Genomic DNA, 14,212 nt, shown 5'->3' with positions numbered 1-14,212 from the left:
GCCCCCCGACGCATATTCGCAGCAAGCGTGATGGCTGCCGCGCTCGCCGTTACGCTGGCCCAGCCTCTTCACCTTTGCGGGAATGTCCCCAACGAACCGACGATTCCCCTGGACCACCTGGTCCATCGATCGATTGCTTCAGCTCCGCGTCAAGGACCTCGGCCTCACTATCGAGGGGACGTGGCTCGAGCCGCGCATCGATGCGCTCTACGAGACCCTCGAGCGCCGCGGCTTCCGCCTCAGCCCGCACATCTGGCTCTCCGAGGAGTGGTTCTCGCCGCAGGGCGTGCCAGGCTTCGCCATCCCGTTTTACCTCGCACATCCCCGTCTCATTCGGCTGGAACGCAGTCAGATGCTCGACGTCGAAGGCGGCACCCGTGACGAGTTCACACGCATCATTCGCCACGAGACGGGACACGCGATTCAACACGGCTACCAGCTCCAGCGGCGCCGCGCCTGGCAGCGTCTCTTCGGTAAGTCATCCAAACGCTACCCCGAGTACTACCGGCCGAATCCCGCGAGCAAGCGATACGTACAGCACTTGCGACTTTGGTACGCTCAGAGCCATCCGGACGAGGACTTCGCCGAGACGTTCGCCGTGTGGCTCCGGTCGTCGCGCGGCGAATGGCGTAAACGCTATGCCGGCTGGCCCGCCCTCAGAAAGCTCGAGTACGTGGACGAGCTGATGGATGAGATAGCGGACACGCCGCCGCTCATCGCCACCCGAAAACGAATGGAGCCCGTCAGCACAATCACCAAGACGCTCGCGCAGCACTACGCCGAGCGTAAGGCGAAATACACCGAAGAGCTCCCGGACATCTACGATCGCGATCTTCGTCGCATCTTCTCCGACTCGCCGGCACACCGCAACCAGCCGCGCGCGTCAACTTTTCTGCGACGCAATCGCACGGAGATCCGGCGAATGGTCGCAAAGTGGACCGGCGAATACGAATTCACACTCGACGTGGTGCTGGGGCAGATGCTTCGCCGCTCGCGCGAGCTTCGATTGCGCGCAGTCGGTGGCGATCGCCAGCTCCGGATGGATTTCGCCGTTCTCCTCACGGTGAAGACGATGCACTTCCTGTACACCGAAGCGCGCCGGGACTGGATCGCGCTGTGAAAAAGCTGCGCGTTCTTGTGCTCGTGCACCCCGACCACGTTCCACCGGATTCGCTGGAGGGGCTCACGCCGCAGGAGGCGCTCGCGCTCAAAGCGGAATTTGATATCGTGCAATGTCTTCGGCGACTTGGGCATCAGGAACGCGTGCTCGGCGTTCAGGACGAATTCCTTCCGATTCGCGATGCGGTCGAGGAGCTCAAGCCACACGTGGTGTTCAACCTGCTCGAGGAGTTTCACAGCAACATGCTCTTCGATCAGAACGTGGTGAGCCTGCTCGAGCTGCTGCGCGTGCCGTACACCGGCTGCAATCCGCGCGGGCTCATTCTCGCGCGCAGCAAGTCGCTCTCCAAAAAACTGCTCGCGTACCATCGCATTCCGGTCCCGGATTTCCTCGTCATTCCGCGAGGACGCCGCACGCGCCGTCCGCGGAAGCTCGAGTTTCCGCTGATCGTGAAGAGTCTCCTTGAGCACGCGTCGTACGGGATCGCGCAGGCGTCGCTGGTCGAAGACGACGAACGGCTCGCGGAACGCGTGGACTTCGTGCACGAGAGCATCGGCACGGATGCCATCGCGGAACGCTTCATTGAAGGGCGGGAGATCTACGTCGGCGTAATCGGAAACGACCGGCTTGTCGCGCTACCGCCGATCGAGCTGGTCTTCGAGAACATGCCGGCAAACGCTGCACTCATCGCGACCGCGAAGGTCAAGCACGATCTCGCCTATCAGGCGAAGCGCGGCATCGCGCTCGCGGCGGCCGAGGGGATGGAGCCGGAGGTGAAGGAGCGGATCGCGCGCCTCGCGAAGCGCATCTACCGCACGCTCGAGCTGGACGGCTACGCGCGAATCGACTTCCGGTTGAGCGCTTCCAACGTGCCGTACTTTCTCGACGCGAACCCCAATCCTGACATCTCCGACGGCGAGGAGATCGCGTCGGCGGCCGCGTTGGTGGGCATGACGTACGGCGATCTCGTTTCGAGGATCTTGAGCCTGGGGGTAAGGCGGGGCGCCGGCGCGCAGTAGATCAGTGACTCTTGGTCCTTGAAAGCAGGTTGAGGACTGCGACACCACTGATGATCAAGCCGATTCCAACAACGGCCCATACGTCGAGCTTCTGTCCGTGGAATATCCAGGCAATGGTCGCGACGAGCACGATTCCAACCCCCGCCCAGATCGCATAAGCGACACCTACTGGAATCGATTTCAGCGCCAGAGACAGGAAGTAGAAAGCGAGGCCGTAACCAACGACAACGACAGCCGACGGAAGAGGCTTGGTGAATCCGTCGCTGGACTTCAGAGCAGATGTCGCAACCACCTCGCCAAAGATAGTTATTGCCAGGTAAACCCAGTTTCTCATGAGGTCGCTCATCATGTGTGGAGACCGTCGGCTGCCCTGCATGATTTTGTGCTGTGGCCGACCCAACCGCCAGCGCGGATGACCGTCCACTAAGCCCGCACTCAGCTAGAACAGGGTGCGTGCCGACAGCACCGCGAAGAAAGAGTAGAACAACATCATCCCTACGAGACACGCGCGTCGCCATACGGGAGGACGCAGCTCCTCGGGCAGCAATCGTGTGTTGATGTAGAGCAGGTGCGCAGCGGCAATGACGAACGTCGCTCCGGCAATGTTGGCTCCGAGCTGTAACAGCACGATCGGCTGGGCGAGGCGGAGTGCAATCATGCCCCAGATAACAACGATGACGAGTACCGTATAGTAGAGCGCACGCACGTCGCCGCCACGCCAGCTCCGTGCACGCGAGCTTCCGGTCCAGACCAGGTCAGTGACAACTCGCACCGTCGCCTCGAGCAGGTCGAGCTGTGATTTGAAAAGCAGCCACACACCGAGGAACGCGATGAATCCGGCGAGCAATGGTCCGGCCTGGGCGCCGATCGCATTGGCGAGTGCTGCGGCTATCCCAAGTCCGCGAATGTCGCTTCCAGCGGGGAGGAAGTTCACGTAGAGAAGCGCTGGAAGCAGCATGCCGAGAATGGCGCCGACGAAGAAGACTCCCCACTGGTCCGCGCGCACAACGTTCCACCAGCCGCGCCACCGTTTCATGGACTCGGCATCAGGCGTGAAAATGAATCCGGTGGGTGCGACATGTCCCTTCTCGCCGCCGACGGCGGCAGGGATGAAGCCGGTGCGTTGTCCCATCCCGTATCCGCGGTCGCGCGCCCAGTTGGATAACACGACATTCGCAACTCCGCCGGCACCCGAGTATGCCGCGAGCGCGCCGAGGAGGAAGAAGTCAGCGTTCTGCGGGAGAAAATCGAACGCGCGCTGCTCCACACTGAACCCTGCATAACCTGCAGCACCGGCAATCCAGATCGTCAGCGGCACGAAGATCACTGCCAGCACAACAAAGCTGCCGAGGATGCAGACAATGAGGATTGCGTTCAGGAGCTCGAGTGTCCGCTCGATGCGGCGGCCGAAAAGAAGAATCGCTACGCACGCGAGGAAAGTGCCGACGCCAATGAGGTAAACCGCGTTGGCATCGGCCGCTTCAGGCAGGCGCTTCGTGAAAAGGAAGAAGGCGGCCGCCGCTGCGTTCGCGGCCCATGCGGGCCACCCGAGCTGGAGGATGAAGAGGAACGCGTACACCCAGCCCCAGAGTGTTGCCGACGGGCGCGTGCGCATGAACCCGGTGAATACCGGCTCGCCGGTGGCGAGTGTGTAGCGCATCAGCTCGGTGTTGAACACGGTCTGGAGGAATACTGCGACCGCCGTGATCCAGAGGAGGGAGAAACCGTAGCGAACGAAAACGGCTGGACCGAGCAGAAATTCGCCGCCGCCGATCGCTGCGCCGAGTACGATGACGCCGGGGCCGACGACTCCGAGCCAGCCCAGCCCACTGGGCATCGGCGGCTCGGGCAGCTCGGCTTTTTTCCAAGGGTCGAGACCTGACCTGGCTTCGATGTTCACCGTGTCTCCCTGGGCGAGCGGAATGATGAAGGATTCAACGAAGAGGCAAACCGCGCCCTGTGATGGGCGTGGGTTAGACGGCCACGAGTAGACCGAAGAGCGCCTGCACCGCGCCAACCGCCATCACCGTGATGTCAGGGCGGGATCGCCAGAAGCGCCACCCTAGGGCCGCGATGATGGCGCCCGTCAGGACGAGAATCAGGAAGAAGCCGAACACGTGATGGGTGTAGGCCACTGTACTTCCGCCCATGGCGTGCGCCGCGTACAGATGGCCGATCAGCCCAAGCATAAGGAGTACGATGCCGACCCAAATGCGGAGCCGGCTCGCGGGACTTCGACCGCCTGTAGTGGGAGCAATGCTCATGAAGCCTCACAAAGGGTTCGCAGTCGATTTCACTTACGTACTCCAGCGTGCATGTCGCCAAAGAGATAGTCGCCCGGCACCAATACAATGCTCGTCATGAGCGAACTTCTAGCTCCGGGGGCTGATTCGTGGCCAGAAAGACGTTGGCCGGGTTCAGCGAGGGATGGACTTGTCGAGCGTATCCCAGCCGTACGCGGCGGCGACGCGTCCCTCGATCTCGCTGAGTAACTGACCGCCGCCGTCACCGTTTGTCATGATCACTACGCCGTAGCCCTTTCTGACGTGCGCGACAAGGAGGCACTGGAAGCCCCAGTTGGAACCGCCATGGCTGAAGTACCAGCCCTGGCCGCGCTGAGCGATCCCTAGCCCGACAGCGTATCCTCCGGTTCCGATCGGCATTAGCATCTCGCGCGCTGACGTCTGCGTCAGTATTGCGCCCTTCGGTCCGCGAATCGCGCGTTGCACCTCAATTGCGAAGCGCGCGAGATCGCCCGGCGTGGTCCACAGTCCCGCTGCCGCCTGCTCGGGATAGATGTGCCAGGGCGCGACATTCCGGCGTCCCGCGCCATTGTGTGCGCTTGCCGCATTCGCAGCGAGCGTTTCGGAGATCGGCTGTTCGAATGAGCTGCGCGACATGCCGATTGCCCCGAGGAGCAGCTCGTGCGTGAAATCAGCGAGCGGACGCCCGATGAACTCCACGATTGCGAGCTGCGCGACCGTAAAGGCGCCACCGGAATACTTGGCGCCGGAATACGGCGAGCGCGCGAACGTCACCGGGCCGACATTCGACGGCTTTTCTCCGTTCAGAATCTGCACGAGCGTAGGACGCGGCTCGTCGGGATTGTAGCCGGGAAATCCGAATCCGTCGTCGGCGCCCGAAGTGTGACTGAGCAGCGAGCGCAACGTTACGACCTGTCCGCGCGTGTGCTCGCTCGTCGGGACGCGCCACGACTTGAGCAGGGCGTTTACATCACCATCCAGCGACACCTTCCCATCCTGTGCGAGCTTCACCACCGTCATCGCGAACACCGGCTTGCTGATCGACGCCGCCTGAAACACGGTGCCCGTGTCAATGAGCCGACCGGTCTCGACGTCAGCGACGCCGTAACCCTTCGCCCAGTGGATCCGGTAGTCCTTGATGACGGCGATGCTCACTCCCGGCACGCGCGCGCGTTGCATCAGCTCCGCAAGTGTGAATGCGTCGTAGCCCTGCCGGTTGGGCACTTGCGGCGCTTCGATCTTTGCAATCAGACGCGCGATCTCCGCGCTCTGAGCGGCGACGGGAGGTGCCCTCGTCGGGAGTGCGCACGTCACGAGTCCTGCGATTATCGACATAGAGCGCATAGTTTCTCCGGATAGCGATGGCGGGCTAAGCGCTACAGTCAGGCTTCGAGCACGTTTACAACGCTTGTGGAAGGCCGCATCCCGATTTTGCTTGTCACCTCGGGTTGGAGAGACAGTCCGCAAATGCACTCTCAATTCGAAATAGGAAGCGAGGCAATTTGAACCTGGAAATACGCGCGGCCGTCCTGAATGGCAAGGCGCACGACGTCACCATAAGCGACGGGCGGATCGAATCGATTCGTCCGCATGCGCGAACTCCCGATACCGGGCGAAGTGGTGAAAAAAACGATGCTCGGGTGATTGACGCTCAGGGGCTGCACGCGTTCCCGTCCTTCCGAAACGGACACACCCACGTGGCAATGGTGTTGTTCCGCGGTTACGGGGACGACATGCCGCTGATGGATTGGCTGCGCACGCGTATCTGGCCGGCAGAGGCGCAGCTCACCGAGGAGGACGTTTACGCCGGCGCGCGACTCGGCATCGTCGAGATGATCCGCGGGGGGACGACGTTCTTCAACGAGATGTACTGGCATCGGCCGGCACTCGTGCGAGCGGCGGAGGAGCTGGGAGTGCGCGCGCTGATCGGGCAGACCATCATCGACGCGGGGGACGCGGAGATGGTGACGCGGCAGAAGGCGGCACTCGAGCGACTGGCGAGGGAAGCGCCTGCGAGCGAGAGTGGTCGCGTCAGGCTGTGCGCCGCGCCGCACTCAGTCTACACCGTGACACCTGACGATCTCAGATGGGTGAGCGAGATCGCCACCGAGCACGACCTGCTCGTGCACATCCATCTCTCGGAGACCGAGGACGAAGTCGAGAACTGTCTCCGCCTCCACGGCTGCCGGCCGACAATGCTGCTCGAGCGGTCAGGTCTCATCGGGCCGCGGCTGGTCGCGGCGCACGGGCAGTTCCTCGACGACGACGAGCTCTCACTCCTCGGCGCAGCCGGGGCGTCGCTTGTGACGAACCCGGCTGCGAATCTGAAGCTCGCTACGGGCGGCATCTTCCCGCTGGCTGCAGCGCGCGCCGCGGGTGTGCGTGTCTGCCTCGGCACCGACGGCGCGGCATCGAACAATACGCTCAGCATGATCGAAGCGATGAAGCTCGCTGCGCTGCTGCAGAAGCACAGAGAGCGCAGCGCCGTTGCGCTGTCGGCGGCGGAAGCGCTCGCGATGGCGACGACGACGCCCGCGGAGGTATTTCGCCTAGGTTCCGGTCGCATCGAGGTTGGCGCTCCAGCGGACCTCATTCTCGTGGATTTCTCAGGGCCTGCGACGCAGCCGCTGCACGATCCCGTGTCGCAGCTGGTTTACGCCGCGAACGCGGCGTGCGTGCATACGACGATATGCGACGGCCGAGTGATGATGCATGCCGGCGTGGTAGAGGTATGTGATGAGCGTGAGGTCGTCGAGCAGGCCGCTGCTACCGTTCGTGAATTGCTGAAGCGAGTCGGCGCCACGTCGGCCGCCTGAACTGCTTGATGTCTAGATAAAGAGATGCTGGATCAGCTTCAGCGATCGCTAGGCGTCGCGACTTGACTCACCCGCGGTCATGCCGTGGCTGGGCTCGGATATGGCGGCCACGGTTCTGACGAAGCTTCGCACACGCCGCTCGTCCGTCTCTTCCCACGCTCCCTCGTCTTTGGGCAAAGGCCTGCGGATACTCAGGTCACGACGAGCCGGCGGTTGTCCGCCCTGTGTCAGACGAGTGAGTCGAACGTGAACCTCTCGCACCCCGGAGACTGACAAGAGACTGCGCACGTTTTTCTCGCGGACACCGCCGCCCGCCATCACGGTGCCGTTGGGACGCAGGCCGCCGATCGCCACCCCGGGAACGTGCTGCGTCCGCCCCGGGGCTGGCCCGGCGATGAAGATGTAAAACGGGACCATCCCCACCAGCACGACCATCGGGATGGTAACCTTGTATGGCCGAGCGAGCGACTGCACGACCAAGCCCGGTCGGCTCATTCACCAGTCCGATAAGGTGTATTCAGCGGCCATGATTCCCTAGAGTACGGTGAGTCCGCCTCGCGCAATCAACACGTCGGCTCGGAAGGCGTTCTTGATCGCCGTTGAACATGGCCGAGGCTCATCGCCGTCTAACGCCCGGCGTTATACGGCGCTCGCGTCGATCTCTTCGACACTCACGTGCGGGAGGGAGGCCCGACGTGCGGCGTGTTCGATGGTCATGCTGACCAGGTTCCCCTGTTTGTCCAGATCCACATACACGTTCTCCGAAATCTCCCGCGTTTCGTCCACGGGTTGATCTGAGAACTCGAGCAGAGCTGTATCTGTGTCCTTGAAGTACTTGACATTCATGGTCGGAACCCGCGGTCGAAGAATGCGTTGTGAACGGTCTCGCGATCCTCCAGCAATACAATCCTAAGATAACGCCCCTCCGACGCGATGAATGTCCAGCGCTGCACACGACCATCGGATTGGACCTTCTCGGCAACCGGCTGGCTAATCGCTAGCTCGATCCACTTGTCGAGGATGCGAGCCCGATCGGGGCGCCTGCGAACGTGCTCGAAGTATCCTGTTGTCTTCAATACAATACGCAGGTAGTTACGGCTAGATAACGTTCAAGTTCTGCTGCAAGCACATCTAAATAGTTGCGAGCGAAGCGAGCTTCAATAGAGTGCTTGTCCGCAGCAACGTATGTTAGGCCTGCCGAATGCGAAACTCGAAGAACTCGTATTCCCACCCGCGAAAACCAATCAGGTCGCTGGGTACGAGCCAGCGGAGCTCGAGGCGCTCAGTGGCAAGCGTTGGAAGAGTCGTCGCGCCAGGAATCATTGCGTTAGCGCCAGGAATCATTGCGCAGTGTATGACTGTGCAACGTCAGAGTAAGTCGCGCAGGACGTTGTCTACTGTTGCACCGCCCCCACCAGCACAAATGCAGCCCATCGCGAGGGATGCCCGCCTGCATCCCGCTCCAGGTACCTTTGACGTACCTCCAGTAGCGCGCGTGCGGGCTGACGTCCGTCACGAAGCGTGTCGTAGAACTCCTGCATGAATCAGCGGGCCGAGAGCGAGAGCCCTCACCAGGTACGGCCTCGCCGCCTCTCGATTCCCGATCTGCAGCTGTGCGGCGCCGAGTGACGTGAGGATGAGCGACTGGCCCCGGCGCTCCCCGATCCGGTCGGCGTGGCCGAGTGATTCCTCACGAAGCTGAATCGCGCGCTCGAGATCTCCGGTGGATGCGACAACGTTCGAGAGGTTGTAAAGGCCCTGTGCAATCCCGACCTCGCTCTTCCTGCTCCGATTGATGGCAAGCGCCTGTTCAAGCACGCGGGTGGCATCGTCGAAGCGTCCAACGTGTCTGAAGTCGATCGCAAGCTGATTGAAGGCGAGGGCGATCTGCGACGTGTCCATGCAGCTCCCGACTGACCGCCAGAAGCCGCTCATTCGCCGCGATCGCTGCCGTGTAATTGCCGCTTAGCGAATTTGCTTCTCCCAGAACATGAACGGCCCCGGCCTCGATGCGCAGATCACGTATCGTGTAGACTCATCTACGGAATTGCGCAACGGTCGGAGTGACCCGCGCCCGTAACGGTGGACTGGAGAGTGCTCACCGGGCCATATTTTCATTGCGATTTTCCTGATCCGATGGAGCACACGCGGCACCCCTAGCCGGAGATGAGACAGTGCGTCGATGACCACCGTCCGTTCAGCGCTGCTTCCGTCGCTCATTGCGTTGCTTGTTGCGGGCGCGTGTCGCGAGGCGCGCGATCCGGGGCTCAACCGCGGCACAACAGTAGTCATGGCGGTCCCGGACGCGGGCGCCTTGCAGCCGGACCAGTGGCAGAATCTGGATTTCCTCATGTTTCTTCCGCTCGCGACGCTCAATGAGCACGGCGAGCTCGAGGGCCGGCTGGCGCGAAGCTGGGAACCTTCCACCGACTTCAAGGAGTTGACGTACCATCTGCGGACCGACGTTAGATGGGACGACGGGGAACCCGTCACCGCCCGGGACGTCAAGTTCACGGTTGATCTGGTCGCGCAGTACGACGATGAGTATACCGGATACAGCGCGACGATCGTCGACGACTCGACGGTACGGATCGGCGCGCCGAGACCGGACTACATCGACGACATCGTCTACTACCCGGAGCACCTGCTCAAGTCGCTCGATCGACGCAAGTTCTGGGAGTGGGACTTCTGGACGCACCCCGTGGGGAACGGACCCTTCCGCTTCGTTCGTTACCTGCCCGGGAGACTGATCGAGTTCGAGGCCAATCCAGGTTATTACAAGGGCAAGCCACGCATTCAACGCCTTATCCTCAAGTTCGTTGGCGAGGCGGGTCTGACGGAATTGCTGAGTGGAAACGTAGACATGGCGAGGGGCGAGGACAGTCAGGTCCCGCTCATCGCGAACGACGCGCGCTTCAGTATCCATCGTGTACTGAATTCGCCCGCGATTCCTATTTATTGGAAGGCCGACCATCCGCTCTTCCGTGACCCGCGCGTGCGGCTCGCTCTCACGCACGCCCTGGACCGTAGCGAGCTGCTGCGTGTGATGAACCTACCGCCCGACGCGCTGATCATAGACGCGATCGTTAGGCGGAGGCAGTTACGCCGCCGCGACTGGCCAGAGCCGCTGGCATACGACACGGCTTTCGCGCGGACGCTGCTCGAGGCTGCGGGTTGGGTGGACCGCGATGGCGACGGAATCCTCGACAAGGACGGACGCCCGTTCCGCTTTACCGCCAGCGTAGAAAGCGGACCCGGCATCGAAAAGATGGCCGTCTACGTCCAGGCGCAATTGCGGCGAGTCGGCGTGCAGATGGATATCCAGTTGCACGATGCCGCAATCATGTGGGGTAAGCTGGGCGCCGGCGATTTCGAGGCGTGGATGCATCTTCACTATCCCTGGGCATTGCGCAAAGATTTCGGGAGAGGCAACCCGCTCAGGTACGCGAACGAAGAGGCATTCGACCTGATCGAACGATTGGAGCACACGGCTGACCCGGACGAGGCGGACCGGGTCTCCGACAAGATTTCGGAAACATTTCGGGCTGACCCTCCGATGGTACGGCTGATCCAAGTTTCGACCGCCTGGTTCGTCCATCGGCGAATCCGCGGTCTGAACACCCCGTTTCATGTCTCGCCCGCGATGCGCATGGAGGATCTGTGGGTAGAGAACTGAGCCTGCGCGACGCGGGCTGCGCCACTTGCGCCGAGGGGACGGCGAGTTCATAACGACTCGGCGAACTTGTCGCGTAGACATGTTCATCTTTGGATCTTCGTGGATTTCGGCCTAACATCACTAGAGAGAACCTATGAGCGGATCAACTATGAACCGGCGGACTCTCCTCAAGACGGTTGGTCTCGCCACCTTGGGCGCCACGCTCGGATCATCCTGTGCGCCCCGCTTCTCTCGCGTGCGCGGCATGCGAATCCAGAGAACGCTCGCGAGAGTCAACGTCTCATGGGATCGCGTCATCCGGACCGTCGTCGGTCTGCGGCCGGCGCGAGCGGGCGGGTTTCTGGTCAAGGGCGAGAAGTTCGACGCCAAAACAGTGATCCACAACTACGGCCATGACAGCCGCGGTGTGACATTGTCGTGGGGGACGGCTCACCTCGCCGTAGAAGAAGCGTCGAGGACGCTCAATACGCGCTTTGCGGTAATTGGATGCGGGGTCGTTGGTCTCACAACTGCCCGCCTCCTTCAGCGGCGGGGCTATGACGTGACCATCTACGCCAAAGATCTGCCACCGGACACCACCTCCAACGTGGCGCTGGCCACGTGGGGCCCCGTTGGCCTCCCGCCCACGGCGCCGTCTGACTACAGAGAGCGGTATGCAGGCGCCGCCCGTTTTTCGCACCGGTACTTCCAGAACCTTGTCGGCGATGACTACGGTGTGCATTGGCGCGAGAACTACTCCGACGGCGGAGCCGCCCGCCTCGCACGCCTCAAGAACGATCCGTTTCGGGATCTGTATGTGGATCTCCAGGAGCTAGGACCCGAAGACCATCCGTTCCCCGCGGCGGGGGTGCTCCGGTGGCTGACTCTTCTGATTGAGCCCCCGATCTTCCTGAACGCGCTGATGCGGGATTTCCAGCTTGCCGGAGGACGAATCGTCGTCCGCGAGTTTCCCGATCTCCGATCGCTGCTTGCCCTGCCGGAACCGGTGCTTATGAACTGTACGGGCCTCGGGGCACGATCGCTGTTCAACGATCAGGAACTGAATCCACGGAAGGGGCAACTCACGGTCCTCCCACCCCAGCCTGAGGTTGACTACATCGCGGACATCGCCGGCGACATGGTGTCCCGGAAGGACGGCGTTCTGCTCGGCGGCACAAGCGAACCGAATGTCTGGACGCTCGAACCAAATCAGGACGCGATGCGCGGCGTCATGGCAAGCCATATGGATTTCTTCAATCGGATGAAGTAAGGGGCCGGTCGAGTGCTTGTAAGTCGGAGCGAAAGATGAGGCCATTTGTGTTCGTTACGATGTTGTCGTCGTTGGCGGTCTCACTCCTGAACTCACAGGAACCTGGCAAGGTAGATCCGAAGAAATACAAAGTGGCTGCGGCCGAGGCCCCCACTCATTCGGGTTCTGGCCCGACCCATTCAGCATTCCGTTGATCGGTCCAGATGGGGTAGCAGCTACGACGCTTTCCTGTTCATCGAGACTCAGGAGCCGTCGGTGGCAATCCCCTTTCCAGAAGAATCTTTTGTGACACCGAAACGACAGCACGCGGTGAGCCCCGCGCCGCGACTCGCTTGGCCCCTGCTGCTGGCGTGCTCTCTGCTGCTGGCCGGGCTCGGCTGCGCGCGCGACCAGGAGCGAGGGTCATCGACTATCACGGTGTCATATCCCGGCGACGAGCGGGTGTTCGGACCGTATTGGGAGATGCCCGCCAAGTTCCTCGTGTTCCTGCCGCTCGTCGCTTTAGACGAGCGGGGCGAATTGCAGGGCCGTCTCGCCCGGCGTTGGAAACACTCGCCGGACTATCGCACCTGGACGATCCACCTGCGCACGGACGTCCGCTGGCACGACGGCGTGACGGTGACCGCGCACGACGTGAAGTTCACGCACGATCTTTTCGCGCATCCCGACGTGCTTTGGGATCCGCCCGGCTCCGCCACTCTCGAGGTGCTGAATGACAGCACTTACACCGTCACCTATGGAGCGAGTCTCGCCGACCCGCTCAGCACCTGGAGAGTCTATTACCCCAAGCACCTGCTGGAAAAGTTGCCGCCCAAGGAGTTTGCGCAGTGGGAGTTTTGGACGCACCCCGTCGGCAACGGACCTTATCGCTACGTGAAGCATGTCCCCAAGACCTTTGTGGAGCTTGAGGCGGATTCCAGCTATTTCGGCGACAAGCCGAGAATCCAGCGGGTAATCCTGAAGCTTACGAGCAACACCGGAGTTACGGACCTGCTGAGCGGTGAGGTGGACGCGGCCGTGTACCTGAGCTCCACCGAAAAGCTCAAGGTATCCAGAGATCCACGATTCGCGGCATACCACGAGGTTTATGGCGCGCAGCTCCGCGCTATCGCATGGAACCAAAAGCATCCGGCTCTCAAGGATCCGCGGGTGCGTCGTGCGTTCACGCTGGCGATAAACCGGCGCGAGCTGCTGGGCGTTCTCGATCTCCCGCAAAATCTTCCAATCGCAGATGTCCTCTCCACGGCGCGGCAGTTTCGGCGCGGCGAGCTTCTCGAGCCGCTCCCGTACGACCCTGCCCGAGCCGTGGAGCTGCTCGACGCCGCCGGATGGACGGATACGGACGGTGATGGCGTCCGCCAGCGGGACGGTATGCAGCTCTCCATCAAGCTCCTTGTCTCAACGGAGGAGGAGCCGGAGGCAATCTTCGTGCAGGCCGCGCTGCGGCGCATCGGCGCCCGAATCGACATCGATCGTCTGGACCTCAATCTTGTCAGACGACGGATTCGCGCGGGCGAGTTCGACGCGGCGATTCGCACGTTCGATAACGAGCTGAGCGGGAATTTCGGCCAGCTCAAGATGTTCGGTCTCGGCTCGCCGATCGGGTATCGTAACCCTCGCGTGCGGGAACTACTCGAGACGGCGGGCAGGACTCTTCATCCGGATTCGCTGGACGCGATCTATCGGAGCCTGATGCCCATCTTTCAGGCGGACGTACCGATGACATTCCTGTATCCGGGCGTGATGCACGCCGCGGCACGACGGCGGGTCCGCGGCCTCAGCAGTCCCTACCGGGCGGAGCCGACGGTGTGGATGGAGCACCTGTGGCTGGAGCGATCGACTTCGCGATAGCCGCGAACCGTGGAGGCGAGTATTCGTCGCGGGCACTGACCTGGTCATGTTCCTGGAGGACCTGTGGGCGGAGGACGGCAGCCAGCAATGAACGTGCAGCGGATGGTATCGCTTGAACCGATCCGCAGGCGCGTGATTGGCCGAAAGCAAAAGACCCTCTTAGCCCCAATTGCCCACGCGCTGCTTTTGCTCGCAGCCGTTGCGCCTGCCAGCTGTC

General features: G+C 62.1%; 15 protein-coding genes. 6 read left to right on the top strand and 9 right to left on the bottom strand.

The features are described 5' to 3' along the window. The first annotated feature begins 82 nt into the window (after positions 1 to 82). Positions 83 to 1,120, top strand: a complete 1,038-nt coding sequence (locus VES88_09860) for a putative zinc-binding metallopeptidase (protein ID HYN81795.1) — start codon at positions 83 to 85, stop codon at positions 1,118 to 1,120. Beyond that, positions 1,117 to 2,139 (top strand): hypothetical protein, encoded by a 1,023-nt coding sequence (locus VES88_09855; protein ID HYN81794.1) that lies wholly within the window; start codon positions 1,117 to 1,119, stop codon positions 2,137 to 2,139. The genes VES88_09860 and VES88_09855 overlap by 4 nt, the downstream gene beginning before the upstream one ends. Before the next feature lies 1 nt (position 2,140). On the opposite strand, the gene VES88_09850 is transcribed toward VES88_09855, so the two are convergent. The 4 genes from VES88_09850 to VES88_09835 all read right to left on the bottom strand — a co-directional run bounded on the left by VES88_09850 (position 2,141) and on the right by VES88_09835 (position 5,738). Then, positions 2,141 to 2,473, bottom strand: coding sequence for a multidrug efflux SMR transporter (locus VES88_09850; GenBank protein ID HYN81793.1), 333 nt, complete (start codon positions 2,471 to 2,473; stop codon positions 2,141 to 2,143). 105 nt (positions 2,474 to 2,578) lie between these two features. Then, positions 2,579 to 4,039 carry an Nramp family divalent metal transporter gene (locus tag VES88_09845; GenBank protein HYN81792.1) on the bottom strand — a complete coding sequence of 487 codons (1,461 nt, stop codon included), beginning with the start codon at positions 4,037 to 4,039 and terminating at the stop codon, positions 2,579 to 2,581. A 73-nt stretch (positions 4,040 to 4,112) separates the two neighbouring features. Beyond that, the gene (locus VES88_09840) at positions 4,113 to 4,403 is read right to left on the bottom strand and encodes a hypothetical protein (protein ID HYN81791.1); all 291 of its coding nucleotides are present in this window, start codon (positions 4,401 to 4,403) and stop codon (positions 4,113 to 4,115) included. Positions 4,404 to 4,556: 153 nt separating this feature from the next. Next, positions 4,557 to 5,738, bottom strand: coding sequence for a serine hydrolase domain-containing protein (locus tag VES88_09835; GenBank protein ID HYN81790.1), 1,182 nt, complete (start codon positions 5,736 to 5,738; stop codon positions 4,557 to 4,559). 167 nt (positions 5,739 to 5,905) lie between these two features. On the opposite strand from VES88_09835, the gene VES88_09830 reads away from it, so the two are divergent. Further along, positions 5,906 to 7,219, top strand: coding sequence for an amidohydrolase (locus VES88_09830; protein ID HYN81789.1), 1,314 nt, complete (start codon positions 5,906 to 5,908; stop codon positions 7,217 to 7,219). A gap of 48 nt (positions 7,220 to 7,267) precedes the next feature. On the opposite strand, the gene VES88_09825 is transcribed toward VES88_09830, so the two are convergent. The 5 genes from VES88_09825 to VES88_09805 form a co-directional block, all read right to left on the bottom strand. After that, on the bottom strand, positions 7,268 to 7,714 hold the full coding sequence (locus VES88_09825; protein ID HYN81788.1) for a hypothetical protein: 447 nt from the start codon (positions 7,712 to 7,714) through the stop codon (positions 7,268 to 7,270). A 144-nt stretch (positions 7,715 to 7,858) separates the two neighbouring features. After that, the gene (locus tag VES88_09820) at positions 7,859 to 8,065 is read right to left on the bottom strand and encodes a DUF2283 domain-containing protein (GenBank protein HYN81787.1); all 207 of its coding nucleotides are present in this window, start codon (positions 8,063 to 8,065) and stop codon (positions 7,859 to 7,861) included. Further along, positions 8,062 to 8,295, bottom strand: coding sequence for a hypothetical protein (locus VES88_09815; protein ID HYN81786.1), 234 nt, complete (start codon positions 8,293 to 8,295; stop codon positions 8,062 to 8,064). The genes VES88_09820 and VES88_09815 overlap by 4 nt, the downstream gene beginning before the upstream one ends. A 112-nt stretch (positions 8,296 to 8,407) precedes the next feature. After that, positions 8,408 to 8,563 (bottom strand): hypothetical protein, encoded by a 156-nt coding sequence (locus tag VES88_09810; protein ID HYN81785.1) that lies wholly within the window; start codon positions 8,561 to 8,563, stop codon positions 8,408 to 8,410. A gap of 168 nt (positions 8,564 to 8,731) precedes the next feature. After that, complete coding sequence (locus tag VES88_09805; GenBank protein ID HYN81784.1) at positions 8,732 to 9,154, bottom strand: tetratricopeptide repeat protein; 423 nt, start codon at positions 9,152 to 9,154, stop codon at positions 8,732 to 8,734. 247 nt (positions 9,155 to 9,401) lie between these two features. Here VES88_09805 and VES88_09800 point away from each other — a divergent pair, with 247 nt between their 5' ends. The 3 genes from VES88_09800 to VES88_09790 all read left to right on the top strand — a co-directional run bounded on the left by VES88_09800 (position 9,402) and on the right by VES88_09790 (position 13,995). Then, positions 9,402 to 10,895 carry an ABC transporter substrate-binding protein gene (locus VES88_09800; protein ID HYN81783.1) on the top strand — a complete coding sequence of 498 codons (1,494 nt, stop codon included), beginning with the start codon at positions 9,402 to 9,404 and terminating at the stop codon, positions 10,893 to 10,895. A 133-nt stretch (positions 10,896 to 11,028) separates the two neighbouring features. After that, positions 11,029 to 12,144, top strand: a complete 1,116-nt coding sequence (locus VES88_09795) for an FAD-dependent oxidoreductase (protein HYN81782.1) — start codon at positions 11,029 to 11,031, stop codon at positions 12,142 to 12,144. Between the two features lie 309 nt (positions 12,145 to 12,453). Continuing rightward, complete coding sequence (locus tag VES88_09790) at positions 12,454 to 13,995, top strand: peptide ABC transporter substrate-binding protein (GenBank protein ID HYN81781.1); 1,542 nt, start codon at positions 12,454 to 12,456, stop codon at positions 13,993 to 13,995. Positions 13,996 to 14,212 lie beyond the last annotated feature (217 nt).

The organism is Gemmatimonadaceae bacterium, assembly GCA_035633115.1.
In the GTDB taxonomy this organism is placed as follows: Bacteria; Gemmatimonadota; Gemmatimonadetes; order Gemmatimonadales; family Gemmatimonadaceae; genus UBA4720.
Note: the sequence above shows the minus strand (reverse complement) of the source record. Positions and strands in the feature narration are given on the sequence as shown.